Raw genomic sequence first — 25,499 nt, forward strand, 5'->3', positions numbered from 1 at the left:
AGGGCGGCAACACCACGCTCGACGTCGGCGGGGGCAACCGCATCACCATCGTCGGGCAGACCGGAAACGTCGCCGCCTGGTTCGGCTGACAAGGCGGGGCCGGACAGAGCCCCAGAGAAAAAGGGCAGGTGACGGGGCCTTGCGGGCTCCGTCACCCGCCCTTTTCGTTTCAGGCGGTCGAAGGTTCAGGTGATCGGTTGGCCGCCGTTCTGCGCCCGCAGATGGTCGATCAGGGCGCGCAACCGCGGCGGCACCGTCCGGCGGCTGGGATAATAGAGGTGGAAGCCGGCGAAGGGCGGGCAGAAATCCTCCAGGACGGCCACCAGCGCGCCGCGCTCCAGATGGGAGCGGAAGGTCTCCTCCATGCCGCAGGTCACCCCGGCACCGGCCAGGGCCAGCCGCACCATCATCCCCATGTCGTTGGTCGCGACACGCGGATTCACCGCGATGTCGAAATCGCGGCCATCCTCGGTGAACTCCCAGCGGTAGGGAGCGACGTCCGGCGCCGGACGCCAGCCGATGCAGCGGTGGGCGAGCAGGTCGCGCGGATGGGCCGGACGGCCAAACTCTGCCAGATAGGCCGGTGAGGCGACCACCAACTGCCGCTGCGGGGCGGAGACCGGGACAGCGATCATGTCCTGTTCGATGGCCTCGCCCAGCCGGACGCCGGCGTCGAAGCCCTCCGCGACGATGTCGAACTCCTCGTCGGTCACAAGGATGTCGATGCCGACCGACGGGTAGGCGGCGAGGAAGCCGGCCAGCGCCTTCCCCTCCAGGATGCTTTCCGCGATGGACGAGACGGCCAGCCGCAGCGTCCCGCCCGGCACCCCGTGCGCCGAGGCGATGACCTCCAGCGCCGTGCCGATCTCCGCCAGAGCCGGGCGCGTCGCCGCCAGCAGGCGCGCACCCGCGTCGGTCAGCCGGACGCTGCGCGTCGTCCTCTGGAGAAGCGGCACGCCGATGCGGTCCTCCAGCCGGCGGACCGCCTGGCTGACGGCGGAGCGGGTGACGCCCAGGCGCTCGGACGCCCGGCGGAAATTGAGCGTCTCGGCCACCGCCAGGAACGCCGCCATGCCTTCGAAGGGATCGTTCATTGGTTAGAGATGCTAACCAGCCCATTCATGATTGGCAACTCGAACATTCCAGTGGTCGGTCATAGCTTTTCCCCGTCACCGCAACGATCGACGGAGAGGAGCAGACCATGACCGCGATCACCGACAAGACGATCCTCATCACCGGCGCCTCCAGCGGCATCGGCGAGGGCACCGCCCGCGTCCTCGGCGCCGCCGGGGCGAAGCTGGTGCTCGGCGCCCGCCGGACGGACCGGCTGGAATCCCTGGCCGCCGACATCCGCGCCGGCGGCGGAACCGCCGAGGTCCGCGCGCTGGACGTGACGAGCCGCGCGGACATGGCCGCCTTCGCCGCCTTCGCCCAGGAGCGGTTCGGGCGCATCGACGTGCTGGTCAACAACGCCGGGGTCATGCCGCTGTCCCCCATGGCCTCGCTGAAGGTCGAGGAATGGGACCGCATGATCGACGTGAACATCCGCGGCGTTCTCTACGGCATCGCCGCGGTGCTGCCGGTCATGAACGGCCAGGGCTTCGGCCAGATCATCAACATCGCCTCCATCGGGGCGCTCGCCGTCTCGCCGACCGCCGCCGTCTACTGCGCGACGAAATACGCGGTGCGGGCCATCTCCGACGGGCTGCGCCAGGAGAACGAGCGGCTGCGCGTCACCTGCGTCTGCCCCGGCGTCGTGGAGTCGGAGCTGGCCCACACCATCACCGACCCGGAGGCCGAGGAGCTGATGCGGAGCTACCGCGCCGTCTCCATCAAGCCGGACGCCATCGGACGGGCCATCCTGCACGCCATCGAGCAGCCGGACGACGTGGACACCAACGAGATCGTGGTCCGTCCCACGGCCAGCCATTGAGCCCGTCATCAAGGAGGATGTGAGCATGACCCATGGCACCGACACCCCCGGCCGCCCGCCGGCCCGCCTGCGCACCCTCGTCGCGGCGGGATTGCTCGCCGCGGTTCCCTCGATGCCGGCCGCGGCCCTGACCACGGAGGAGCGCGCCAAGCGCGGCGGCGAGGTGATCAGCCGCCTGAACAACGGCCAGCCCCAGCCCACCCTGGAGCGGATGCGCGAGGAGTTTCCCTTCCTGGCGGAGGCCACCGAGGCCTACGCGCTGGGCGACGTCTGGTCCCGGCCGGGGCTGGACACCCGGACCCGCCAGTTGGCCGCGGTCGCCGCCTTCGCCGCCATCGGCGAGACCGCCTTCATGAAGATCCACGCCGGCTACGCGCTCAACACCGGCGTCTCCGAGGACGAGTTGAAGGAAATCGTCTACATGGTGACCGTCCCCGCCGGCTTCCCCCGCGCGATCACCGCCGCGCGCACCCTGTCGGAGCTGTTCGCCGAACGCCGCCCGTCGGAAGGAGACACGCCATGAAACGCGCGTTCGCCCGGACCGCCACCCTGACCGCCGCCCTGCTCGCCTCCGGCGCCGAGGCCCTGCCCGACCGCAAGGCGCTCGCCCAGACCGCCGACCGGCCCGGGGTGGCGCAAGCGGATCACCCCCAAGCGGATCACCCTTATGCCGGCCTGTGGGTGACCGAGGACGGCCGCGTCCGCCACGAGCTTCTCCCCAACAACCGCTACGTCGAGGCGCGGGGCAACCGGGAGAAGGCGTATCAGGGCCGCTACCGGGTCACCGGCGACCACATCGATTATTGGGACGACACCGGCTTCACCGCCGACGGCGACTTCATCGACGGGGTGCTGCACCATGGCGGGATGATCCTGCACCGGCGGCGCTGACCGCAGCATCTTTTCCCCCTGTCCAAAACTGTGAAGTGGACAACAGTGCCGGATGCCCGATCCGGGAAGAATGGCTGTGCAAGGGCGAGGTCTTCGGAACGAACCGGCAAAAGGAATGCCGCAAAAGGAATGCCGAAGAACACCCCTCCCCCTGCATGGCACAATCCCCTGATCCGAAGGAAACGCATCAATGGCAAACGTCTACGGCACCAACAACGCCGACTATCTCGACATGATCAAGTACGGCGTCAGCAATGACTACGTGCAGGGTTATGACGGAAACGACACCATCCTCGGCTGGTCCGGCAACGACACGCTGGACGGCTGGAACGGCAACGACGTTCTCTACGGCGAGTCGGGCAACGACCTGCTGATGGGCTATTACGGCGCCGACACGCTCTATGGCGGCAGCGGCAACGACCAGCTCTACGGCGAGAGCGGGTACGACAAACTCTACGGTGGCGACGGCAACGACACGCTGAGCGGCGGCGACACCTACGACGACCTCTACGGCGGCACCGGCAAGGACCAGCTTACCGGCGGGGCCGGGGCCGACTGGTTCTTCTTCGAGACGAAGGACAGCGGTGACATCTACGCCGGCAACGCCGACACCATCACCGACTTCAAGGACGAGGACCAGATCTGGCTGAAGGGCAGCTACAGCTACGCCGGCGCGACCAGCGCGCCCGCCGACGGCCAGTACAGCATCTGGCAGAAGGATGGCTACTACGTCGTCACGTGGAACGCGGCGAACGACACCGGCTATCACGACCTGATCGTGAAGGGCGACAACCCGATGGGCGACATCTCCTTCTACTGATCCGCCTGACCGAGGTCCCGGGCGCGCCGTCCTTCCCGGCGCGCCCCTTTCCCTTCTCCGGACGACAGGAGCGCCCTTCCCATGGCCGCACGGGAAACCCGCCGCAGCCCATCCGCCAGCCCGCCGGCCCTGCGCGCGATCCGCCGGCGCATCGCCACCGGCCTCGCCGCCGCGGGCGGATTCAGCGTCTTTCTCGCCCTCATCCAGCTGGCGATGCCGCTCTACACGATGCAGGTCTACGACCGCGTGCTGGGCAGCCGCAGCGTGGAGACCCTGGTGGCTCTGTCGCTGCTGGCGCTGGGCTGCTTCGCCGTGTTCGGGCTGGTCGAGGCGATCCGCGGGCGGCTGACCCAGGCCATGGGCCATCTCGCGGCGCGCAGCCTGACCGTGGACGCGCTGGAGGCGTCGATGGGCGGCCTGCTGCGCGGCGGCGCAAGCCGCCCGGCCCAAGTGCTGCGCGACCTCAACGAACTGCGCCAATTCCTCTCCGGGCCGAGCCTCACGGCACCGCTCGACGCCGCGCTCAGCCTCGTCTTCCTGCTGTTCCTGACGCTGATCCACCCGCTCTACGGCCTCGTCTGCGGCGGCAGCATCCTCTGTCTGGTCGGGGTGAGCCTGCTCGGCCGCCTGCTGACCATGCCGGGCGCCGCGGAAGCCAACCGCGCCCTGTGCCGCCACGGCGCCGAGGTCGAGGCGGCATCCCACGGCGTGGAGGCCGTCGCCGCCATGGGCATGATGGGCAACCTGCGCCGACGCTGGCAGGCGGTCCAGGACGACCATCTGCATCTGGTCAACCAAACGACCGGACGGGCGCAGGCCGTCACCTCGCTCGCCAAGGTCTGCCGGATGACCGCTCAGGTGGCGATCCTCGCCGCCGGCACGATGCTGGTGCTGGACCGTCAGGTGTCGCCGGGGAGCATGCTGGCCGCCTCCATCCTCATGGGCCGGGCGCTGGCGCCCTTCGAACAGTTGATCGACTCATGGCGCAATTGGTCCTCGGCCCGCGAGAGCCTGCGCCGTCTGCGCGGCCTGTTCACAACGGACGCGCCGCCCGCGCCGGGCATCCCCCTGCCCCGCCCCAGCGGCTCGCTGCTGCTGGACCGCGTGACCTACGTCCCGCCGGGATCGGACCGCCCGACTCTGCGCGGCCTCTCCTTCTCGGTGGAGCCGGGCGAGGCGGTGGGCATCGTCGGCCCCTCGGCGGCGGGCAAGTCCACGCTGGCCCGGCTGCTGGTCGGCGTTCTGGAGCCGACCCAGGGCGGCGTCCACCTCGACGGCCACAATGTGTGGCGCTGGCACCGCGACGACTGCGGCCGGCATGTCGGCTATCTGCCGCAGGGCGTCGGCCTGCTCGGCGACACGGTGGAGGACGCCATCGCCCGGCTGGGCGAGCCCGACCCGGCGCTGGTCACCGCGGCGGCGCGACGGGCCGGCGTGCATGAGATGATCGGCCGCCTCCCCGACGGCTACCAAACGGCGATCGGCGAAGGCGGCGCCCGGCTCTCCGGCGGGCAGAGGCAGCGCATCGCGCTGGCCCGCGCCCTCTACGGCGATCCCCGCCTGCTCGTTCTCGACGAGCCCAACGCGAACCTCGACCAGGCCGGCGAGGCGGCGCTTCTGCGCGCCATCGCCGAGGCCAAGGCCGGCGGCGCCGCGGTGGTGGTGATCGCCCACCGCCGCTGCGTCCTCGACGCGGTGGACCGCATCGTCGTGTTGCGCGACGGCATGATCGACCAGACCGCCACGCGGGCCGAGATGGTCCGTCGCCTGGGGGCCACCACCCCGCAGCCGGCCGCTGCAACCCCCTGATTGGAGACATCGAGATGACGACGACCGACACGCTGCCGGGCCGAAGCGCCATCCCGGCGGAGCCGCGCTGCGCCGAACCTTCCATCGGCGGGGCGGTGCGGGCGGGCTGCGCGGTGATCGCCCTGGCGCTGGGGGCCGGGCTCGGCTGGGGCTTTCTGGCCCCGCTGGACAGCGCCGCCCACGCGCCGGGCACGGTGGTGGTGGACGGCAACCGCAAGACCATCCAGCATCTGGAAGGCGGCATCGTCGCCGAACTGGCGGTGCGCGACGGCGACGCGGTGGCCGCCGGCCAGACCCTTCTCCGCCTGGAAGGGACGCAGAGCCGCGCCACCCTGGAGGAGCTGTCCACCGAACAGGCCGCCGCCCTGGTCCGCATGACCCGCCTGCGCGCCGAATACACCGGCCAGCGCGCCTTCTCCGTCCCGGCGGAGCTGGTGGATGGAAGCGCCGCCGCCCGGCGCGCCCTGGCCGTGCAGCAGCAGCTGTTCGCCGCCCGCTGGACCCGCCACGACGGCGACATGGCCGTGCTGCGCGAGCAGCGCCTCCAGGCCGAGCGCGAGGTGACCGCCCACCGCGCCCAGGAGCGCGCGGCGGCCGAACAGATCGTCTTCATCGAGGAGGAACTGGCCGGCGTGCTCGACCTCTTCAACAAGGGGCTGGAGCGCAAGCTGCGGGTGCTGTCGCTGAAGCGCGCCATGGCCGATCTGGCCGGCACCCGCGATCAGTCCCGCGCCCGCGCCCTGCTGGCCGAGCAGGCGGTGACGGTCGCCGACACCCAGCTTCATGCCAAGGAGACGGCCCGCCGCTCCGACATCGCCACCGAGATGGAGGAGGCGCAGCACGCCCTGGACCAGACCGCCGCCCGCCTGAAGGCCGCCCGCGACGCGGTGGAGCGCACGGAGATCCGCGCCCCGGTTCCGGGCCGCGTGGTCGGGCTGACCGTCTTCACGGTGGGCGGGGTGGTGAAGCCGGGCGAGCCGCTGATGGACATCGTCCCGGACAGCGGCCCGCCGACCATCGAGGCACGCATCGACCCGCTGGACATCGACGTGGTGAAGGCCGGCCAAACCGCGCAGGTCCGCCTCAGCGCCTTCAAGCCCCGCCGCACGCCCTCGATCGACGCAACCGTTGTCGACGTTTCCGCCGATCGCCTGACAGACCCGACGACCCACGCCCCCTACTTCGTGGCCCGCGTCCGTCCCCTGCCCGGCGCGCTGGAGCGCCTCGGCACGGCGGCCCTGCATCCGGGCATGCCCGCCGACGTGCTGATCGCGACGGGCCAGCGCCGGGCCATCGACTATGTGCTGGCGCCGTTGCAGGACGCCATGGCGCACGCGCTGACGGAGGATTGAGGGGAACGCCACTTGCAACGTCAGCCAAAGAAAAAGCCCGTCAAGTCAAAGACTTGACGGGCTTTTTGTGATGGTAGCAGCGGAGGGATTTGAACCCCCGACCAAGGGATTATGATTCCCCTGCTCTACCACTGAGCTACGCTGCCATCGTGCTTACCATCATCTCCCGGCGCGGTCCGTTTCGGTGTTGGCCGCCGCGGTTCGTGCCGGGGCCGCTTATGTATTCCAGGGGGACCGGGGTGTCAACGCTGAAATTCCACTTTTTGTGAAGTTTTCGTCAGCCCCCCGTTCCGGCAATCCAGCCACCACCCAGCACCCGGTCACCCTGGTAGACGACGCAGGCTTGGCCGGGCGCTACACCGTATTGCGGCTCGTGCAGTTCGGCCTGCGCGGTGCCGTCTGCGCCCAGCCGCCACACCGCCGGGGCCGGGGGCTGGGCGGAGCGGAGCTTCACCTCGACCTCCAGCCCCTCGCCGGGGGCCAGGGCGGGGCCGAGCCAGTTGACCTCGCGGATCGTCACCACGCGGCGCGCCAGCTCGCGGCGCGGGCCGACGATGACGCGGCGCTGGCCGGGCTCCAGACGCACCACGAACAGCGGTTCCTCCTCGCCCCGGATGCCGCCGATGCCCAGCCCCTTGCGCTGGCCCACCGTGTAATGGACCACGCCGCGGTGGCGGCCCAGGACGCGCCCGTCGACATGGACGATGTCGCCGGGCTCGACCGAGCCGGGACGCAGCTTCGCCACCACGTCGGCGTAGGAGCCGTTGGGGACGAAGCAGATGTCCTGACTGTCCGGCTTGGCCGCCACCTCCAGCCCGTGGCGCTCGGCCAGGGCCCGGGTCTCCGGCTTGGTCAGGCCGCCCAGCGGGAAGCGCAGGAACTCCAGCTGCTCGCGCGTCGTGGCGAACAGAAAGTAACTCTGGTCGCGGCCGGGATCGATGGCGCGGTGCAGCTCCGCCCCCGCCGCTCCCTGGACGCGGCGCACGTAATGGCCGGTCGCCAGCGCGTCGGCGCCGAGGTCGCGGGCGGTGTTCAGCAGATCGCGGAACTTGACCCGCTGGTTGCAGCGCACGCAGGGGATCGGCGTCTCGCCGCGCAGGTAGGTGTCGGCGAAGTCGTCGATCACGTCCTGGGAGAACTTGCCCTCATAATCCAGCACATAATGCGGGATGCCGATGCGGTCGGCCACCTGACGGGCGTCGTAGATGTCCTGCCCGGCGCAGCAGGCGCCCGGCTTCTGCAGGGCGATGCCGTGGTCGTAGAGCTGCAGCGTGATGCCGACCACGTCGTAGCCCTCCTCCCGCAGAACGGCGGCGGTGACGGAGGAATCGACCCCGCCGGACATGGCGACGACCACACGGGTGTCCTGGGGACGCTTGGCGATGCCGAGGGAGTTGGCGTAGGAGATCATGGCGCCCTATATGGGCTGGTTCCCAAAAAATTCACCACCGGAGAACCGGGACGCCTCTGCCCCGCAAAGGGGACGGCGCGCCGGTTCTCCGGTGGCGGGTGCAGACCGCGGCGGCCCCGCAAGGCGCCGCGGCGTATGGTCAGCGCATGGCGTTGTTGGTGCCGCCGGGAAGGCGCACGGCCAGACCGTCCAGCTCCTCGCTGATGATGATCTGGCAGCCCAGGCGCGAGGTCTTGGTCAGGCCGAAGGCGAGGTCGAGCATGTCCTCCTCGTCCTCCGAGGCCTCGTTCAGCACGTCGAACCACTCCGGCTCCACGATGACGTGGCAGGTCGAGCAGGCGAGCGAGCCCTCGCAGGCGCCTTCCAGGTCCAGGCCGTGCTTGTGCGCGACCTCCAGCACGGACAGGCCGAGCGGGGCGTCCACCTCGTGGCGGGTGCCGTTCGGCTCGATGAAGGTCATCTTGGGCATTGGGGTGCTCTCCTGAACAAAGGCGTCGGTGTGCGGTGGCGATGGTTAGGGTGATTTTGGGGCAAGGCCGGCACGCCGCGTCCGGGATTCGGCCGCCAGCGCCTCCAACCGCTCCAGCCGCGCGAGGATGCGCGCGGCGTTGTCGGTCTGCCCGTTGCGGAAGGCAATGGCAAGATACTTGATGCAACTTTCCACCCGTTGCCCGATGTCCTGGGCCAGTCGGTCCACCGCAGTCGCGTCCGGAGCGCCGTCCAGCCGGTCCGCGAGCACGGTCACCTCCTCGTCCTCCTCCGCGGTCAACGCGGCGGTGGGGGCGTCCAGCAGCTCAAGCAGGTAGCGGGCGCGGCGCACCGGGTCGCGCAGCGTCTCATGGGCGTCGGCCAGCGCGTCGGCCAGGGCGCGGGCGTTGGCCTGCTGCCGCGCGCCGCGCGCCGCGAAGCGCTCCGGGTCCATGGCGCGGGAAAAGCCGGCGTACTGGCGGGCCAACGCCTCCGGCTCGATGTCGAAGCGGCGCTCCAGACCCAGCCGGGTGAAATGGTCGAGCGGGCGTGGCGCCTGCACCGCCCCGCAGGAATGGCAGAACATCGCGCGCGCCGCGACCGAACGGCCGCACAGCCAGCACGGCTCCAGATCGCCCTCGATGGTCCCGGCGATGCCCTTGGGAGTCTCTCCCTTGGGAAAGCGCGGCGGGCCGGAATCGGATGTCGTCATGCTTGCCGTCCGTTGAAACGCTGCACAGGTCGGCCGTGAGGGCGGCGGGTCGCCGCCGTCCCTTCGGCCGGGTGATACCCAGAAGCGGGGCGCCGCGCAACCTTACACGGCCCGCGGCGGAAGGGGGAGGTCATGGAGGGGCGATTACGCCGCAGGGGCACGGGCCAGCCTTGCCGCCATGGCGGCGTAGGCGGCGGCGAAACGCTCCACCGCCGCGTCGTCGCTGTCCCAGCCCAGGCTGATACGGATGGCGCAGGCGGCATCACCCGCGCTCTCGCCCATGGCGGCCAGGACGTGGGACGGCTTCACCTTGCCGCTTGAGCAGGCCGACCCGGCGCTGACCGCCACCCCGGCAAGGTCCAGCGCCATCACCTGGGTCTCCCCCGCCACGCCGGGCAGCAGCAGGTTGCTGGTGTTGCCGACCCGCGCCGCGCCGGCCCCCGTCACCCGCGCAGCCGGAACGGCGGCGAGCGCTAGCGCCTCCAGCGCGTCGCGCAGGGCGGTCAGGCGGGCGCTGTCGGGAAGCTCCTCCCGCGCGAGGCGGGCGGCGGCGCCGAAGCCGACGATGCCGACGACGTTCTCGGTCCCGGCGCGGCGGCGCTTCTCCTGCCCGCCGCCGCGGATCAGCGCCTCCGGCTCCAGCCCGTCGGCGAGGATCAGGGCGCCCACCCCGGTGGGGCCGCCGATCTTGTGGGCCGACAGGGTGAGCAGATCGGCGCCGAGCCTCGCGAGGTCGAGCGGCAGCCGCCCTGCCGCCTGGACGGCGTCGCAGTGGAGGAGCGCGCCGCGCGCGTGGGCGATCCGCGCCGCCTCGGCCACCGGCTGGATCACGCCGGTCTCGTTGTTGGCGAGCATCAGGGAAACGAGCACGGGACCGTCTGCGTCGGCGAGCCAGCGGTCGAGCGCGGCGAGGTCGGCGACGCCGTGGCGGTCCACCGGGACGCGGGCGGCGCCGGGCACCGCCTCCAGCACCGAATCATGCTCGATGGCGGAGGTGACCACCGCCCGGCCGGGAAAGCCGCGCAGCGCCAGATTGTTGGCTTCCGTGCCGCTGCCGGTGAAGAAGACCTGGGCCGGCCGCACCCCGGCCATGGCGGCGACCTGGGCGCGCGCCTCCTCCACCGCGCGGCGGACCGTGCGGCCGAAGCCGTGCACCGACGATGGGTTGCCGGCGAGATCCATGGCCTGGATCATCGCCGTCTTCACCGCCGGCTTCAGAGGCGCCGAGGCGTTGTGGTCGAGATAGACGCGGGTCATCGGAACGAAGGGCCGGAAGGGCGCTCCCTCACTCCGCCGCGACCGCGGCGCCCTCGTCCGCCGGCTGCGGGCCGCGGATGGTCAGGCTGCTGGTGCCGATGATCCGCCGCTCCACCACGTCGGCCACGGTGACCGAGCTGAGATACATGTGGATCTGGTTGCCCAGCTCCTCCCACAGGTCGTGGGTCAGGCAGCGCGAGCGGTTGGTGCGGCAGCCCTGCGGCGTGCCGTTGGCGCAGCGGGTCGTGCGGATCGGCTCGTCCACCGCCAGGATGATGTCGGACACCCGGGTCGCGTCCGCCGGATGGGCCAGCAGATAACCGCCGCCGGGGCCGCGCACGCTCTTGACCAGACCGCCCTTGCGCAGCTTGGCGAACAGCTGCTCCAGATAGGAGAGCGAAATCTCCTGCCGGTCGGCGATGTCGGCAAGGGCGACGGGGCTCCCCTGGCTGGTGGCAGCAAGATCGACCATGGCCATGACGGCATAGCGTCCCTTGGTGCTGAGTCTCATTTTACCCTCCTTACCCTTCCTTCACCCCGGCCCGACCGTTCAGCGGATCGGCGCCAAGCCTCGTGTTTGTGTTTGATTCAACAGGACGCCGCCGGACCGCCGTCGGCGGACACCGGCGCGCGCACCCCATTGTCGGGCCGGGCGGTCCCGTTGGAAACGCCCGATGTTTCGTATACGGATGAATTATGCGCGTCGCCGCGCTCCGATTCCAGTTCCTCGACGCGCCGGCGCAGGCTCGACACCTGATCGAGCAGGCCGTTCAGCGCGCGCGCCACCGGATCGGGGATGTCGCCGCAGGGCGTGCCGTAGGGCATGAACTTCTGCGTCTCGACGCGGTCGCGCGTCACCACCGCCTTGGCCGGGATGCCGACCACCGCGATGCCCGGCGCCACATCCGCCACCACAACGGCGTTGGCGCCGACGCGGGCGCCGCGCCCGATGGTGATGGCGCCCAGCACCTTGGCCCCGGCGCCGACGATCACGCCGCTTTCCAGCGTGGGGTGACGCTTGCCCTGGTTCAGCGAGGTACCGCCCAGCGTCACCCCATGATAGAGCATCACGTCGTCGCCGATCTCGGCGGTCTCGCCGATGACGACGCCCATGCCGTGGTCGATGAAGAAGCGGCGCCCGATGGTGGCGCCGGGATGGATTTCGATGCCGGTCAAGGCGCGGGCGATCTGCGAGACGGCGCGCGCCATCAGATGCCAGCGGCGATCCCAGCAATAGCGCGCGACACGGTGCAGGACGATGGCATGGAAGCCCGGATAGCACAGCGCGACCTCGGCCCGTGACCGCGCGGCCGGGTCGCGGGCCATGATACCGTCGATCTCTTCGCGAAGATGCTTGAACACCGGAACACCCGCCGTGGTATAGTCCGCCCTCTTGCCGGAAGAGGTGATCTTTCGCAAGAGCCCTCGACCCGTGCCTCGCCGGTCGCGCGGGTTGCCCTGGAAGGACGCATCGACGCATATATGATGACCAAGCAAAACGGTCAAGAATTGTGTGCGAAAAATCCATGCTTGTCCATGGGCAACCACGTCCGCTTGCCGTGGCGTCCGCCCGCCGCTCCGCCGGTGGTCCGGATCACCTTATATTCGCGTCAGGATCGCCGTTCCCATGCCTGAAGTGATGATCAACGGTCCGGCCGGACGGCTGGAAGGGCGCTACACACACGGCACGATCCCCAACGCGCCGATGGCCTTGCTGCTGCATCCGCACCCGCATCACAACGGGACCATGAACAACAAGGTGGTCTTCACCCTGTTCCAGTCCTTCACGAAGCGCGGCTACTCCGCCCTGCGCTTCAATTTCCGGGGGGTCGGCCGCAGCCAGGGCACCTACGACAAGGGCGAGGGCGAACTGGCCGACGCGGCGGCGGCGCTGGACTGGCTGCAGACCCACAACCCCAACGCCCCGGTCTGCTGGATCGCCGGCGTGTCCTTCGGGGCGTGGATCGGCATGCAGCTTCTGATGCGCCGTCCGGAGATCGACGGCTTCGTGTCCGTCTCGCCGCCGGCCAACCTGTTCGACTTCTCCTTCCTGGCGCCCTGCCCCTCCTCCGGCCTGATCATCCACGGCGACAAGGACGAGCTGGTTCCGGGGGCGGCGGTGAACAAGCTGGTGACCAAGCTGTCGCACCAGAAGGACATCCGCATCGACCACCGCGTCGTGCCCGGCGCCAACCATTTCTTCGCCAACCGCAGCGACGATCTCGCGGTGCAGGTGGACGACTATCTGGACCGCGCGATGGGCAACCCCGTCGCCGCCGTGGCGGAGTGAGCGCGATGACGTTCCGTCGTTTTGCCTTCGTTGCCGGCCTCGCGGGGCTCCTGCTGTCCGGCTGCAGCAACACCCAGATCGCCAGCGCCTTCGGCAACTGGTGCAAGCACGCCGACAACTGCACTGACAACAGCCGCCAGCGCCCGTAACCTCCGCCATCACACCGGGTGGAAGCGCCCGCCGGTCATCGGCTGCGGCGCGCCGGTCGTGGCCGGCAGGCTGAGCGGCAGGCCCTGGCGGCTGCGCACCGCCAGATAGGCGAAGGCCTCGGCCTCCAACGCGTCGCCGTTCCAGCCCACCGCCTCCACCGGATCGACCGGCACGCCCAGCCGGTCGGCCAGCATCCCCATCAGCGTCGCGTTGTGGCGCCCGCCGCCGCAGATCAGCCAGCGCAGCGGCGCCTCCGGCAGATGGGGGACGATGCGGGCGACCGATGCGGCGGTGAAGGCGGTCAGGGTCGCCGCGCCATCCTCAACGGACAGCCCGCGGACCGGCGCCGGGTCGAAGGCGTCGCGGTCCAGCGACTTCGGCGCCGGAAGGTCGAAATAGGGATGGGCGAGCAGCGCCGCCAAGGCGTCCTCGTCCACCGTGCCCCGCGCCGCCAGCGCCCCGCCGGAATCGTAACGGGCGCCCTGGCCGGACAGCACCCAGTCATCCACCAGCGCGTTGCCCGGCCCGGTGTCGCAGGCGATCACATCGTCCGCGCCCTCGCCGATCCAGGTGACGTTGGCGACGCCGCCGATGTTCAGCACGGCCAGCGGCCGCGGCAGGGCGTCGGCCAGCGCGCGGTGGAACAGCGGCACCAGCGGGGCGCCCTGCCCGCCCGCCGCCACGTCCGCCGTGCGGAAGTCGTTCACGACGGCGATGCCGGTCGCCCGCGCCAGCCGCGCGCCGTCACCGATCTGCCAAGTGCGGCGCTGCGCCGGGTCGTGGAAGATCGTCTGGCCGTGGAAGCCGATCAGGTCCACCGCGGCGGCCTCCGTCCCGGCCTCCGCCAGCAGGCGGCGCACCGCGTCGGCGTGGGCGTCGGTCAGGGCCCGCTCGACCGTCTCCACCGGCCCCCTGCCGCCGAGGCAGGAGCGCAGCTCGGCGCGGAAATCATCCTCGTAGGGGACGGTGACGAAGGCCAGCGGCTCCACCCGGCGCTCGCCGTCGGTGCGGACCAGCGCCGCGTCGATCCCGTCCATGGAGGTGCCGCTCATCAGCCCGACGACCGTCTGCATTCCCTGCCTCAATCCAATGCGGAGTCAGCCCCGAGAATTGTGGGGCCGCGCGTTCCATGCTAACAGACGCGACCCTGGACCCTACCACGACAGCCGGATCGCGGCCATGACGACGCTGACATCGGATTTCCTCCGCACGCTGCAGGAACGCGGCTTCATCCACCAGTGCACCGACCTCGCCGGGCTCGACGAGCGCGCGGCGAAGGGGCCGATCATCGCCTACATCGGCTTCGACTGCACGGCGGACAGCCTGCATGTCGGCAGCCTGCTGCCGATCATGATGCTGCGCTGGCTGCAGAAGACCGGCCATAAGCCGATCGTCCTGATGGGCGGCGGCACGACCAAGATCGGCGATCCGTCGGGCAAGGACGAGGCGCGCCAGCTCCTCACCGACGAGATCATCAACGCCAACATGGCGGGCATCAAGCGCATCTTCGGGCGCTACCTGTCATTCGCCCCAGAAAATACAATGGGCGGGCCGACCGACGCGGTGATGGTCAACAACGCCGACTGGCTGGACGAGCTGAAATACATCCCGCTGCTGCGCGACATCGGCCGGCACTTCACGATCAACCGCATGATGACCTTCGAATCGGTCAAGCTGCGGCTGGATCGCGAGCAGCCGCTGACCTTCCTGGAATTCAACTACATGATTCTCCAGGCCTATGATTTCGTGGAGCTGTTCCGCCGCGAGAAGTGCACGCTCCAGATGGGCGGGTCGGACCAGTGGGGCAACATCATCAACGGCGTCGAACTGGGCCGCCGCACCGACGGGGCGGAGCTGTTCGGCCTGACCACCCCGCTGCTGACCACCTCGTCGGGCGCCAAGATGGGCAAGACCGCCGCGGGCGCGGTGTGGCTGACCGCCGACAAGCTCAGCGCCTATGATTTCTGGCAGTACTGGCGCAACACCGAGGACGCCGACGTCGGCCGCTTCCTGCGCCTCTACACCGAGCTGCCGCTGGACGAGGTGACGCGGCTGGAAGCCCTCGAAGGCGCCGGCATCAACGAGGCCAAGAAGATCCTCGCCCACGAGGTGACCAAGCTCGCCCACGGCGAGGCGGCCGCCCTGGAGGCCGCCGAGACCGCCCGCCGCACCTTCGAGCAGGGCGCCGCCGCCGAGGGTCTGCCGAGCATCGACGTGCCCCGCGCCGAGCTTGAGGCCGGGGTCGCGCTGGTGGACCTGCTGGTGTCCGCCGGGCTGGCCACGTCGAAGGGCGAGGCCCGCCGCCTCATCAAGGGCGCCGGCGCCAAGATGAACGACGCCGCCATCCCCGACGAGACCGCCAAGGCCACCGCCGCCGACCTGAACGCCGACGGCGTCATCAAGCTGAGCGCCGGCAAGAAGCGTCACGCGCTGGTCAAGGCGGTGTGAGAGACCAATGTTCCCTCTCCCCTCCGGGGAGAGGGTTAGGGTGAGGGGGTTGCGCGTGGCGGTACGTCCGGCAAAAGCGCAACCCCCTCACCCGCCCGCTTCGCGGGCACCCTCTCCCCAGAGGGGCGAGGGATGAACAATCCCCCTACTTCACGAACGTCCCCGGCGAGGGCGCTTCCTTGCCGTCGCCGCCCTCGCCCAGGAAGAACAGGTTGCGCAGGAAGCCCGGCGCCAGCATGGCGAGCGGGTTCACCGTCACGTCCGGGTCGGCCAGCGGGCCGCGGACGTGCCAGGTGGCGCTGAAGATGCCCTGCCCCTCGCCGCCGCTCAGCGCGTCGCCCAGCAGCGGGATCTGGCCGATCAGCCGGTTCAGCCCGTAAATGGGCACGATGGTGCCGCGCAGGTTGGCGGTGTCGGTCTCGATGTCCACCTCCCCCGAGAGGGTCAGGCCGAGCGCGGAGCCGGAGGTGCGCAGGTCCTTCACGGTCAGCAGGCGCCCGTCCTTGCGGTAGTCGCTGACCGCCCGCCCGAAACGGATGCCCTTGCCGCCACCCATCAGCTCGGCGAAGCCGGAGGGGGAGATGGCGTTCAGAATGCGCGCCAGCACCGGCGGATCGACCAGCGCGTAGTCGGTCAGCTCCATCCGGCCCTCGATGGCGGCGTCGGCCCGCGGCTCCACCGTGCGGCCGGTGATCGCCAAGGCACCACCCTGCACCCGATCGTTGATGTCGAGCGCGTGGAAGGTCGCCCCCGCGTCGCTGGCCGAGACGGCCACGTCGTAGAAGCCCTGGGCACCCGGCAGGTAGCGCAGGGACACCGTCCCGTCGCGCCCCGCCTTCGCCGTCACGTCGAGCGCCGTCCAGGACAGGCGGTCGCGCTTGATCCGCCCGACCACGTCGGACAGATGGCGGCCGTCCCCGAAGACGACGCGGTTCAGCTTCAGGTCGAAGTCGAGCGGCAGCGGCTTCTCGTCGGGCGGTCCCTGCTTCTTGCCGCCGGGCGGGTCGGCCTTGCCGGCCAGCACGCGGGCGTCGAGGCTCTGGCCGGTGATGGTGCCGGAATAGCCGCTCTTGCCGCCGTCATGCACCGTCACGTCGGCCTTCAGGTCGGTCTGGCCGACGGACATCTGCCCGACCGCCACCTTGGTGACCGCCATGGTCTGCGGCGCGAGATCGACGACCGCCTGGGCGCGCAAGCCCCCCGCATCGACGGACAGGCCGGTGATGCGGGTCACCCGGTCCTTCTGGAACTCCAGCGCCAGCTTGCCGGTGCCGGGGACACCGGGCTTCTTCTCCCAGCCCAGCTCGTCGATGCGCAGGTGGGTCTTTTCCAGGTTCAACCCGGCGGTCAGCCCGAAGCGGCGGCGCTGGTCCACGGTGAACAGCACGTCCGCCCCCAGCGGCCCCGCCACATGCTCGCCAAGGTCGATGCCGTGGCTGCGCAGGTCCTGGGCGTCCACGTCGCCCTTCACGGCGATGCGGGTGCGCGGCCCCTTGGCGGTGGAGGTGAACTGCTCCTTCCAGTCGATGGTGACCGGGATTCCGTCCAGCTTGGTGTTGCCCTTCACCGTCATGGCGTTCATGTCGAGCGCCAGAGTCAGATCGCCTTCGGTCGCGGTCAGCCCGGCGGCCACCTTCTCCACCCCGACACCGCGCAGCTTCGCCGCGACGTCCAGGTTCAGCTGCTCCACCTTCAGATCGACCAGCAGCGGGAACTGGAAATGGAGCTGCGCGTCGGCCTGCCCCTGGGTGCGCTTGGGGTCGAGATCGAGGCGGCTGGGATAGCCCAGCGGCGGGCTGTCGAGAACGGTCAGGATGGTGCGCACCGGCCCGCGGACCGGGACGCGGATGTCCATGGTCTCCTTGCCGGTGTCCAGACCGCCGATGACGATCGTGCCCTCGCCGAGCTGGACGTCGTCGATCCGTCCGCCCTTGGTGTGGATGGTGAAGGTCTTGCCGTCGGTGGACACATCCGCCCCCACCCCGGTGACCTTGGGCAGCGGGTGGAAGTAGTCCACCGTCATGTCCTCGGCCTGGATGCCGGCCTGGAAATGCGTCACGTCGATCGCCGCGAGGTCGGACAGCGGCCCGCTGGCCCGGACGGTGGCCGTCGCCTCCGGCACCACGCCGCGCGACAGGTTTTGGGTGACCCACTCCCGCGGGTTCTTCCCCACCCCCAGCGGCCACAGCCGCGGAAGCTCGTCCGCCGGCACCCGCTTGGCCGTCACGGCGGCCTCCACCGACAGGCGGGCGTCCGGGGTGCCGAGCTGGGCGATGGTGGCCTGCGCCGTTCCCTCCACCGTCGGCCCGCCGAGGTCGATGGCCAGCCGCTCCACGTCCAGCTTGCCCGAGGCGCGGTCGCCGGCCACCGTCAGGGCGGCTGCGGCGACGGGCAGCGGCTCCGGGAACAGGTCCGGCCGGACGACGCGCCCGGCGCCGGCCGTCAGCTCCGCGCGGCCGCGGCGCGGCTGCCCGTCGGGGTCCAGCTCCACGCTGGCCGTGCCGGACAGGGGAAGCTGCGCCGCGGCGAGCGGCGCCAGCGCCGGGGCAAGGCCGGCCAGCGCGGCGGGCACCAGCCCGTCGAGCGTCGCGGCGACCGACGCGCCCTTGTCGGGAACCTGCGTGCCGTCGAGGTCGAGCGAGGCCCGCGTGCCACCCGCCGTCAGGTCGAGCCGCAGGCTGCCGCTGCGCTGCCCGCCCTGCTCCCGCAGGTCGCCCCGCCCGGCCATCGCCATCCCGTCGAACGCGAGGTCCAGCCGCTCCAGCTCCGCCCGCCGGCCCGGCACGTCCAGCCCGCCCCGCAGCCGCAGGCGGTCGACGCGGTAGGGGTCGGGCCGCAGCGCGGGCAGGCTGACCTCCCCGGCACCACCCTGCAGGTCGAAGCTGAAGCGCACCGGCTCGAACCGCGAATCCAGGGTCGCGTCGATGCGCCCACCGAGAGGAACGGTCACCGCCGACAGCGGCGCCAGCAGCGGGCCGATCTTGGCCAGCGCCGCCGGCTGCAGCCCGTCGAAGCGGGTGGACAGCGCGGTTTCGGCGTCAGCCATGCGATGGACGCCCGACGCCTCCACCGCCGCCGTCCGCCCGTCGAGGTCGAGCAAAAGCTGCGCCCCGCCGACGATCTCCGTCCCGTCGCGGGTCAGCACGATGTCGGCGCGGTTGGCGTGCCAGGACAGGCCCAGCATGCGGTTCATCACCGTCAGGTCGGCGCCGATGATGGTCAGCCGCCGCAGCAGGCCCAGCGGCCGGGCGATGTCCGGGGGCTGCATCAGGGTGGCCACGATCTCCCCCGCGAAATCGGGGCCACCGTCCGGCTCCTCCTTCTCCGGCTCGCCGGGAGACGGGATTGAGCGCACGTCGAAATCCAGGCTGCCGTCGGCCCGGCGCACCACCTGGAGGCGCGGCCGCACGAGGTCGAGCCGGGTCGGCGACAGCTTGCCCTGGAACAGCGCCCGCACGGAGAAGCCGACGCCCAGTTCCGGCACCGCGGCAAGCTCGTCCCCCTCGGCGTTGACCGCGTGCACGTCGATGGCCCGCAGGTCCAGGCGGGTCAGCCCGTCGCTCTCCTCCTCGTCCACCCAGGACAGGACGAGCTGGCCGACGTCGACGCTGTAGCGGCCCTGCGGGTCGCTCAGCGCCCGCTCAACATAGGGGGTCAGCCGGTCGAGAGCGATCGGTCCCTGGGCCAGCCGCCATGCGAACAGCCCACCGGCGGCGCCGACGACGACAACCGCGCCCGCGGCGGTCCAGGCGAGAATCTTCGCGGTTCGCCGGATCACGGACGGTGTCCCGGCGACGATGCCCACGGATTGTCACGGCGCGGATTGTCACGGTTGACCGGAAGGGCCGGACCGCGCACCCTCCTGCTCAGTTCTTGTGCAGGGATAGCCGCGACCATGACCACCACGTTGCCGAAACCCTTCGACACCGCCCTCGCCGAACGCGGCCTGGAGCGCTGGCGCGCCGAGGCGGCGAACGCCGCGAACAGCACCGGCGACGGCGACGGCGACGCCTTGCGCGCCTGGGCCGAGGCGTACGCCGATTCGGCCGAAGGCCGGGCGCTGATCGACGCGGTGTGCGGCAACAGCCCGTATCTCGGCCAGATCCTGACCCGCGAGCTGCCCTTCGTCCGCGGGATGGTGACGCAGGGGTACGACGACGCCTTCGCGACGCTGCTGCGCCGGCTGGAGGCGGACTGCGCGGAGGAGCGCAACATCGACCGGCTGATGGCCGCCCTGCGCATCGCCAAGCGGCGGGCGGCGCTGCTGATCGCGATGGCCGACATCACCGGCGCGTGGAAGCTGGAGGCCGTCACCGGCGCGCTGTCCGACATCGCCGAGACGTCGGTGCGCATGGCGGCAAACCACCTGCTGCGCCGCGCCGCGGAGGCGGGCACGCTGACGCTGCCGGAACCGCAGCGGCCATGGGTCGGGTCGGGCCTGATCGTGCTTGGCATGGGCAAACTTGGTGCGCGCGAGCTCAACTATTCCAGCGATATCGACCTGATCGTCCTGTACGACGACGCCGTCGTTCAAACGCCCCAGCCGGACAACCTCGCCCGCACGTTCATTCGTATCGCGCGCGATCTTGTCCGCATTATGGATGAACGGACCAAGGACGGCTACGTCTTCCGTACAGATCTGCGGCTGCGCCCCGATCCCGGGGCCACGCCGCTCGCGGTGTCCGTCTCGGCGGCCGAAATTTATTACGGCAGCGTCGGGCAGAACTGGGAGCGCGCGGCCATGATCAAGGCCCGCCCGATCGCCGGCGATCCGGAAGCGGGGGCGCATTTCCTGCGTTTCCTCGAACCGTTCGTGTGGCGGCGCCACCTCGACTTCGCGGCCATCCAGGACATCCATTCCATCAAGCGTCAGATCAACGCCCACAAGGGCCATCGTGAAGTGACGGTGAACGGCCACGACATCAAGGTCGGCCGTGGCGGAATCCGCGAGATCGAGTTCTTCGCCCAGACCCAGCAATTGATCTTCGGCGGGCGCGACATCCGCGTGCGCATCGCCCCCACCCTGCTGGCCAACAAGGCGCTGTGCGCGGTCGGCCGCGTGCCGGAGGCGGCGGTGGAGGAGTTGGAGGAGGCCTACCGCTTCCTGCGCCGGGTCGAGCACCGCATCCAGATGACCGACGACCGCCAGACCCATCAGATTCCGGCGGACGACGAGGGGGTGGCGCATCTCGCGACCTTCCTCGGCTACGAGCGGATCGAGGATTTCCGCGCCGACCTGCTGGCCCAGCTCGGCCGGGTGGAGGACCGCTACGCCGAGCTGTTCGAGGAGGCGCCGTCGCTGTCCGGCCCCGGCAACCTCGTCTTCACCGGCACCGACGACGATCCCGGCACGGTGAAGACGCTGGCCGGCATGGGCTACCGCGACCCCAGCCGGGTCATCGCCGTGGTCTCCACCTGGCACCGCGGGCGCTACCGCTCCACCCGCTCGGGCCGTGCGCGGGAGCTGCTGACCGAGCTGGTGCCGGCCATGCTGAACGAGCTGGCCAAGACGCCCGCCCCCGACGACGCGCTGGTCAAGTTCGACAGCTTCCTGGAGCGGCTGCCGGCGGGGGTCGGGCTGTTCTCGCTGTTCATCGCCAACCCCTGGCTGCTCGCCCTGGTTGCGGAGATCATGGGCACGGCGCCGCAGCTGGCCGAGACGCTGGCGCGCAACCCGTCGCTGCTCGACGCCGTGCTGTCGCCCGACTTCTTCGACCCGCTGCCCGACGCGGCGGGGCTGACGCCGGAGTACCGGCGCTTCATCGCCGGGGCGCACAACTTCGAGGACGTGCTCACCCTGTCGCGGCGCTGGACCAACGACCAGCGCTTCCGCGCCGGGGCGCACATCCTGCGCGGCATCACCGACGGCGACCGCTGCGGCCCCTTCCTCGCCGATCTGGCCGACGTGGTGGTGCCGGAGCTGGCCGCCCGCGTCGAGGAGGAGTTCGCCGCCCGCCACGGCCGCATCCCCGGCGGCGCCTGGGTGGTGGTGGCGATGGGCAAGCTGGGCAGCCGGCAGCTCACCATCACCTCCGACATCGACCTGATCGTGGTTTACGAGGTGCCGCCGGGCACCCGCCAGTCGGACGGGACCAAGCCGCTGGCCCCCAACGAATATTACATCAAGCTGACGCAGCGCCTGACCAACGCCATCACCGCCCCGATGGCCGACGGGCGGCTGTACGAGGTGGACATGCGGCTGCGCCCGTCGGGCAACGCCGGGCCGCTCGCCACCGCGCTGGACGCCTTCACCGCCTATCAGGCCAAGGACGCCTGGACGTGGGAGCACATGGCCCTGACCCGCGCCCGCGTCATCGGCAGTGATTCCGGCGGCGGCGATCGGGAACTGGCCGGCAAGGTCGAGTCGGCGATCCGCGGCGTGCTGACCGGCCCGCGCGATCCGGCCAAGGTGCTGCGGGACGTCGCCGACATGCGCCGCCGCATCGACAAGGAGTTCGGCACAACCAACCCGTGGAACGTCAAATACGCCCGCGGCGGCCTGATCGACATCGAGTTCACCGCCCAGTATCTCCAGCTCCGCCACGGCCACGCCCATCCGGAGATCCTGTCCATCGCCACCAGCCGCGCCCTGCTCAACGCCGCCGCGGCCGGGCTGCTGGCCCCGGAGGTGGCGGAGGAGCTGGCGGCGACGCTGAAGCTATGGCGCCGCGTGCAGGGCTTCCTGCGCCTGACCACCGACGGCGTGCTCGATCCGCGGCAGGTCTCGCCCACCCTGCGCGAGGGCCTGTCGCGCGCCGCCTTCCCGGACGAGGAGCCGGCGGTTGACTTCGCCGCGCTCGACAGCAGAATCCGGGACATCGCCGCCCGCGCCCATCGCCATTTCGTGGCGCTGGTCGAGGAGCCGGCGTCAAGGCTGCCTCCCCCAGAGACCAACGAAGAAGCCAGACTCCCATGAGTGAGACCCAAGCGCCCGCCATCGAGGCCGGCACCCCCGCCCCGGACTTCACCATGCCGACCGACGGCGGCGGCAGCGTCACGCTGTCCGCCCTGCGGGGCAAGCCGGTGATCCTGTACTTCTACCCGAAGGACGACACCTCCGGCTGCACGTCGGAGGCCTGCGGCTTCCGCGACCAGCTCCCGGACTTCAGCGGGCTCGACGCCGTCATCATCGGCGTGTCCAAGGACAGCGTGGCCAGCCACGACAAGTTCAAGGCGAAGTACGAGCTGCCCTTCACGCTCGCCTCCGACAAGGAGACCGGCGTCGCCGAGGCCTACGGTGTCTGGGTCGAGAAGAGCATGTACGGCCGGAAATACATGGGCCTGGAGCGCGCGACCTTCCTGATCGACAAGGACGGCATCGTCCGCAACGTCTGGCGCAAGGTGAAGGTCACCGGCCATGTGGCGGCGGTGCTGAAGGCGTTGCAGGCGCTGTAAGGCGGGACGGCTTGTCGGTGTGGCGCGCGCGGCGTAGATTGAAGCTGTTCCTTCAAGCGGACGCGCGCCCATGCTGACCATCCGCAACCCGGAAGCCGAACGCCTCGCCCACGATTTGGCCTCCCGCCGGGGGCTGGCGGTGGACGAGGTGGTGCTGACCGCCTTGCGGGCGGAATGGAGCCGGATGGAAGAACCGGCCCAACCCATCGGCAGGCCGCTCAGCGACCCGGCGGAGATTCTGGAACGAGTCCGGCGCATCGTGGCGGACATCGACCGGCTACCGGTGCTCGACGACCGTAGCCCCGACGACATCCTTGGCTATGATGAGACCGGGACGTTCGATGGTCATCGATAGCTCGGCCGTCATTGCCATCCTGCTCGGTGAGCCAGAGCGCGAAACCTTCCTCGACGCCATTGTTGCGGCACCGAACCGCTTCATGAGCGCGCTGTCTGTCATCGAGATCGGCATAGTGGCCCACACCCGATTGGGCGCGCGTGGCTTCGAGCAAGCCTTGGCCATTCTCGATGCCTTCACAGTGGATATCGTGCCTGTGACCCGCAGACACGCAGAGATCGCACTGGAAGCGCATCAACGCTTCGGCAAAGGCCGGCATCCGGCACGCCTCAACATGGGCGATTGCTGTTCCTATGCGCTCGCACAGGATTTGGGTCAGCCCTTGCTGTTCAAAGGCGACGACTTCACCCGCACCGACGTTGCCCTGGCCCTGCCGCTGTAACACACCCTTCTCACGCCGCCCGGCGCAAAATCTCCTCGGCCAGCGCCTGCATCTCCGCCGCCGCCTGGGTCTTGCGGGCGGCCTCGGTCACCGACAGGCCGGACAGCAGGGTCCCGGCGTAGGCGGTGCGGTTGCCGATCTGCGACTCCGCGATGTCCACGGCGGGCGGGTTGACCAGATCGCGCACCCGCGCGATCAGTTCGTCGGCGATGCGGGCGCGCGGCGGCACGCGGTTCAACACCAGCAGCAGCCGGCGCTTCTCCTGCGCGGCGAGGTCCAGCGTCGGCTGCACCGCCCACAGGTCCATCGGGCTGGGCTGCACCGGGGCGAGGACGAGGCTGGCGGCGCGCACGGCGATGCGCGCCTCCGTCTGGGCGTGGGGCGGGCTGTCGATCAGCACGATGTCGTGGTCGCGGGCCAGCTTCTCCACCTCGGTCTGGGTGCGCCAGCCGGTGATCTGGACATGGGTGAAGCCGGGCTCCCCGCCCGTGGCCTCCGCCCGCACCGCCTGCCAGCGGGTCAGGCTGCCCTGCGGGTCGATGTCCACCGTGGCGACCGAGCGGCCGAGCTGCATCCAGGCGATGGCGAGGTGAGCCACCAGCGTGGTCTTGCCGGCCCCGCCCTTCTGCTGAGCCACGGTGAAGACCTTGCCCGCCATGCCCACACCCATCATTTGGTTGTTTATCGCGCACACCCGTCATAAGGCTTGGACAGAGCCGGCGCAACCGCGCGAATTGACTTCATCCTCCCACGCTTTACAAATCGCCCCGTGACCGACAAGCATCCCGATATCATCCCCGCCACGCCCGCCGGTCTCGCCCGCGCCGGCGAGGCCCTGCGCGGCGGCGATCTCGTCGCCTTCCCGACCGAGACCGTCTACGGCCTCGGCGGCGACGCCACCGACGACCGGGCCGTGGCCGCGATCTTCGCCGCCAAGGGCCGCCCGCAGTTCAACCCGCTGATCGCCCATGTGCCGGACCTGGAGTCGGCCGAGGCCATCGCCGTGCTCGACGAGCGCGCGGTGGAGCTGGCCCACCAGTTCTGGCCCGGCCCGCTGACCCTGGTCCTGCCCCGCCGGGCCGAGGCCGGGCTGTCGCTGCTGGTGTCCGCCGGGCTGGACAGCGTGGCGGTGCGCGTGCCCGCCCACCCGGTGGCGCAGGCCCTGCTCAAGGCCGCCGGCAAGCCGATCGCCGCCCCCAGCGCCAACCGCTCCGGCGCGGTCAGCCCGACCGCCCCCCACCATGTCATCGAGAGCCTGGGCGACCGGGTCAGCATGGTGGTGGCCGGGGGCAAGTGTCAGGTCGGGGTGGAGTCGACCGTGCTCGACCTGACCGGCGACACGCCCGTGCTGCTGCGCCCCGGCGCGGTGCTGCGCGAGGAGATCGAGCGGCTGATCGGCCCCATCCAGCTGTCCGCCGGCAACCCGGACGCCCCGAAATCCCCCGGCCAGCTGGAAAGCCACTACGCCCCCAACGCCCCGGTGCGGCTGAACGCCACCGGCGCCGAGGAGGACGAGGCGTTCCTGACCTTCGGCCCCGACCGCTTCATCCGCGGCGGCAGGACCCGCCTGAACCTGAGCCTCCAGGGCGACCTGAACGAGGCGGCGGCGAACCTGTTCGCCCATCTCCGCGCGCTCGACCAGGAGGGCGCCCGCGCCATCGCGGTGATGCCGATCCCGGACGAGGGGCTGGGCGTCGCCATCAACGACCGGCTGCGGCGGGCCGCCGCCCCGCGGGGGTGATGGATCGGGGGCAGTGGAAAAACGGACGGCGAGGCGATAAGAGTCTCGCAACGAGCCCCCACCCTCCCGCTTTGCGGGTCCCTCC

At 70.6% G+C, this 25,499-nt stretch carries 24 protein-coding genes and 1 tRNA gene; 14 read left to right on the top strand and 11 right to left on the bottom strand.

Going from position 1 to position 25,499, the window contains the following annotated elements:
- Positions 1-185: 185 nt before the first annotated feature.
- Positions 186-1,094, bottom strand: coding sequence for a LysR family transcriptional regulator (locus tag DXK32_RS27740; protein WP_114861459.1), 909 nt, complete (start codon positions 1,092-1,094; stop codon positions 186-188).
- A 107-nt stretch (positions 1,095-1,201) separates the two neighbouring features.
- Between DXK32_RS27740 and DXK32_RS27745 the strand changes: the two genes are divergently transcribed.
- From DXK32_RS27745 to DXK32_RS27770, 6 genes are all read left to right on the top strand, one after another.
- A complete protein-coding gene (locus DXK32_RS27745; RefSeq protein WP_114861460.1) occupies positions 1,202-1,933 on the top strand; it encodes an SDR family oxidoreductase in 732 nt (243 codons plus the stop codon).
- 25 nt (positions 1,934-1,958) lie between these two features.
- Positions 1,959-2,456: a carboxymuconolactone decarboxylase family protein gene (locus DXK32_RS27750; protein ID WP_114861461.1), complete on the top strand. Its 498-nt coding sequence runs from the start codon at positions 1,959-1,961 to the stop codon at positions 2,454-2,456.
- A complete protein-coding gene (locus DXK32_RS27755; RefSeq protein WP_114861462.1) occupies positions 2,453-2,824 on the top strand; it encodes an Atu4866 domain-containing protein in 372 nt (123 codons plus the stop codon). Before DXK32_RS27750 ends, DXK32_RS27755 begins: the two co-directional genes overlap by 4 nt.
- A 190-nt stretch (positions 2,825-3,014) precedes the next feature.
- The gene (locus tag DXK32_RS27760; protein ID WP_114861463.1) at positions 3,015-3,644 is read left to right on the top strand and encodes a calcium-binding protein; all 630 of its coding nucleotides are present in this window, start codon (positions 3,015-3,017) and stop codon (positions 3,642-3,644) included.
- An 81-nt stretch (positions 3,645-3,725) separates the two neighbouring features.
- Positions 3,726-5,453, top strand: coding sequence for a type I secretion system permease/ATPase (locus DXK32_RS27765; RefSeq protein ID WP_114861464.1), 1,728 nt, complete (start codon positions 3,726-3,728; stop codon positions 5,451-5,453).
- Positions 5,454-5,467: 14 nt separating this feature from the next.
- Complete coding sequence (locus DXK32_RS27770; protein ID WP_114861465.1) at positions 5,468-6,805, top strand: HlyD family type I secretion periplasmic adaptor subunit; 1,338 nt, start codon at positions 5,468-5,470, stop codon at positions 6,803-6,805.
- Positions 6,806-6,876: 71 nt separating this feature from the next.
- Here the strand turns inward: DXK32_RS27770 and DXK32_RS27775 are convergent.
- The 7 genes from DXK32_RS27775 to epsC form a co-directional block, all read right to left on the bottom strand.
- A tRNA-Met gene (locus DXK32_RS27775) sits at positions 6,877-6,951 on the bottom strand.
- A 131-nt stretch (positions 6,952-7,082) separates the two neighbouring features.
- Positions 7,083-8,216 (bottom strand): tRNA 2-thiouridine(34) synthase MnmA, encoded by a 1,134-nt coding sequence (mnmA, locus tag DXK32_RS27780; protein ID WP_114861466.1) that lies wholly within the window; start codon positions 8,214-8,216, stop codon positions 7,083-7,085.
- Between the two features lie 139 nt (positions 8,217-8,355).
- The gene (locus tag DXK32_RS27785) at positions 8,356-8,685 is read right to left on the bottom strand and encodes a ferredoxin family 2Fe-2S iron-sulfur cluster binding protein (protein WP_035672428.1); all 330 of its coding nucleotides are present in this window, start codon (positions 8,683-8,685) and stop codon (positions 8,356-8,358) included.
- Between the two features lie 45 nt (positions 8,686-8,730).
- Positions 8,731-9,396 carry a molecular chaperone DnaJ gene (locus DXK32_RS27790; protein ID WP_114861467.1) on the bottom strand — a complete coding sequence of 222 codons (666 nt, stop codon included), beginning with the start codon at positions 9,394-9,396 and terminating at the stop codon, positions 8,731-8,733.
- A 144-nt stretch (positions 9,397-9,540) separates the two neighbouring features.
- Positions 9,541-10,653, bottom strand: coding sequence for a cysteine desulfurase family protein (locus tag DXK32_RS27795; RefSeq protein WP_114861468.1), 1,113 nt, complete (start codon positions 10,651-10,653; stop codon positions 9,541-9,543).
- Between the two features lie 28 nt (positions 10,654-10,681).
- A complete protein-coding gene (locus tag DXK32_RS27800; protein WP_014239836.1) occupies positions 10,682-11,164 on the bottom strand; it encodes an Rrf2 family transcriptional regulator in 483 nt (160 codons plus the stop codon).
- 77 nt (positions 11,165-11,241) lie between these two features.
- Positions 11,242-12,015, bottom strand: coding sequence for a serine O-acetyltransferase EpsC (epsC, locus tag DXK32_RS27805; RefSeq protein ID WP_247877376.1), 774 nt, complete (start codon positions 12,013-12,015; stop codon positions 11,242-11,244).
- A 265-nt stretch (positions 12,016-12,280) separates the two neighbouring features.
- On the opposite strand from epsC, the gene DXK32_RS27810 reads away from it, so the two are divergent.
- Both DXK32_RS27810 and DXK32_RS32405 read left to right on the top strand, forming a co-directional pair.
- Entirely contained in the window at positions 12,281-12,943 is a 663-nt protein-coding gene (locus DXK32_RS27810) for an alpha/beta hydrolase (RefSeq protein ID WP_014239834.1), read from the top strand.
- Between the two features lie 5 nt (positions 12,944-12,948).
- A complete protein-coding gene (locus DXK32_RS32405) occupies positions 12,949-13,092 on the top strand; it encodes a hypothetical protein (RefSeq protein WP_162801378.1) in 144 nt (47 codons plus the stop codon).
- 9 nt (positions 13,093-13,101) lie between these two features.
- Here the strand turns inward: DXK32_RS32405 and DXK32_RS27815 are convergent, their stop codons facing one another.
- Positions 13,102-14,184, bottom strand: a complete 1,083-nt coding sequence (locus DXK32_RS27815; RefSeq protein ID WP_432612368.1) for an anhydro-N-acetylmuramic acid kinase — start codon at positions 14,182-14,184, stop codon at positions 13,102-13,104.
- 88 nt (positions 14,185-14,272) lie between these two features.
- Between DXK32_RS27815 and tyrS the strand changes: the two genes are divergently transcribed.
- On the top strand, positions 14,273-15,541 hold the full coding sequence (gene tyrS, locus DXK32_RS27820) for a tyrosine--tRNA ligase (protein ID WP_114861471.1): 1,269 nt from the start codon (positions 14,273-14,275) through the stop codon (positions 15,539-15,541).
- A gap of 145 nt (positions 15,542-15,686) precedes the next feature.
- On the opposite strand, the gene DXK32_RS27825 is transcribed toward tyrS, so the two are convergent.
- Entirely contained in the window at positions 15,687-19,319 is a 3,633-nt protein-coding gene (locus DXK32_RS27825; RefSeq protein WP_114861476.1) for a DUF3971 domain-containing protein, read from the bottom strand.
- Between the two features lie 117 nt (positions 19,320-19,436).
- On the opposite strand from DXK32_RS27825, the gene DXK32_RS27830 reads away from it, so the two are divergent.
- The 4 genes from DXK32_RS27830 to DXK32_RS27845 all read left to right on the top strand — a co-directional run bounded on the left by DXK32_RS27830 (position 19,437) and on the right by DXK32_RS27845 (position 23,673).
- Positions 19,437-22,457: a bifunctional [glutamine synthetase] adenylyltransferase/[glutamine synthetase]-adenylyl-L-tyrosine phosphorylase gene (locus tag DXK32_RS27830; protein WP_114861472.1), complete on the top strand. Its 3,021-nt coding sequence runs from the start codon at positions 19,437-19,439 to the stop codon at positions 22,455-22,457.
- Positions 22,454-22,936, top strand: coding sequence for a thioredoxin-dependent thiol peroxidase (gene bcp, locus DXK32_RS27835; protein ID WP_038528897.1), 483 nt, complete (start codon positions 22,454-22,456; stop codon positions 22,934-22,936). Before DXK32_RS27830 ends, bcp begins: the two co-directional genes overlap by 4 nt.
- Positions 22,937-23,006: 70 nt before the next feature.
- Positions 23,007-23,291, top strand: a complete 285-nt coding sequence (locus tag DXK32_RS27840) for a type II toxin-antitoxin system VapB family antitoxin (protein ID WP_114861473.1) — start codon at positions 23,007-23,009, stop codon at positions 23,289-23,291.
- Positions 23,278-23,673 carry a type II toxin-antitoxin system VapC family toxin gene (locus tag DXK32_RS27845; protein ID WP_114861474.1) on the top strand — a complete coding sequence of 132 codons (396 nt, stop codon included), beginning with the start codon at positions 23,278-23,280 and terminating at the stop codon, positions 23,671-23,673. The genes DXK32_RS27840 and DXK32_RS27845 overlap by 14 nt, the downstream gene beginning before the upstream one ends.
- A 10-nt stretch (positions 23,674-23,683) precedes the next feature.
- On the opposite strand, the gene parA is transcribed toward DXK32_RS27845, so the two are convergent.
- Complete coding sequence (gene parA, locus DXK32_RS27850; RefSeq protein ID WP_114861477.1) at positions 23,684-24,331, bottom strand: ParA family partition ATPase; 648 nt, start codon at positions 24,329-24,331, stop codon at positions 23,684-23,686.
- A gap of 111 nt (positions 24,332-24,442) precedes the next feature.
- On the opposite strand from parA, the gene DXK32_RS27855 reads away from it, so the two are divergent.
- Positions 24,443-25,414, top strand: coding sequence for an L-threonylcarbamoyladenylate synthase (locus DXK32_RS27855; protein ID WP_114861475.1), 972 nt, complete (start codon positions 24,443-24,445; stop codon positions 25,412-25,414).
- Positions 25,415-25,499 lie beyond the last annotated feature (85 nt).

The organism is Azospirillum brasilense (assembly GCF_003349955.1).
Lineage (GTDB): Bacteria > Pseudomonadota > Alphaproteobacteria > Azospirillales > Azospirillaceae > Azospirillum > Azospirillum brasilense_B.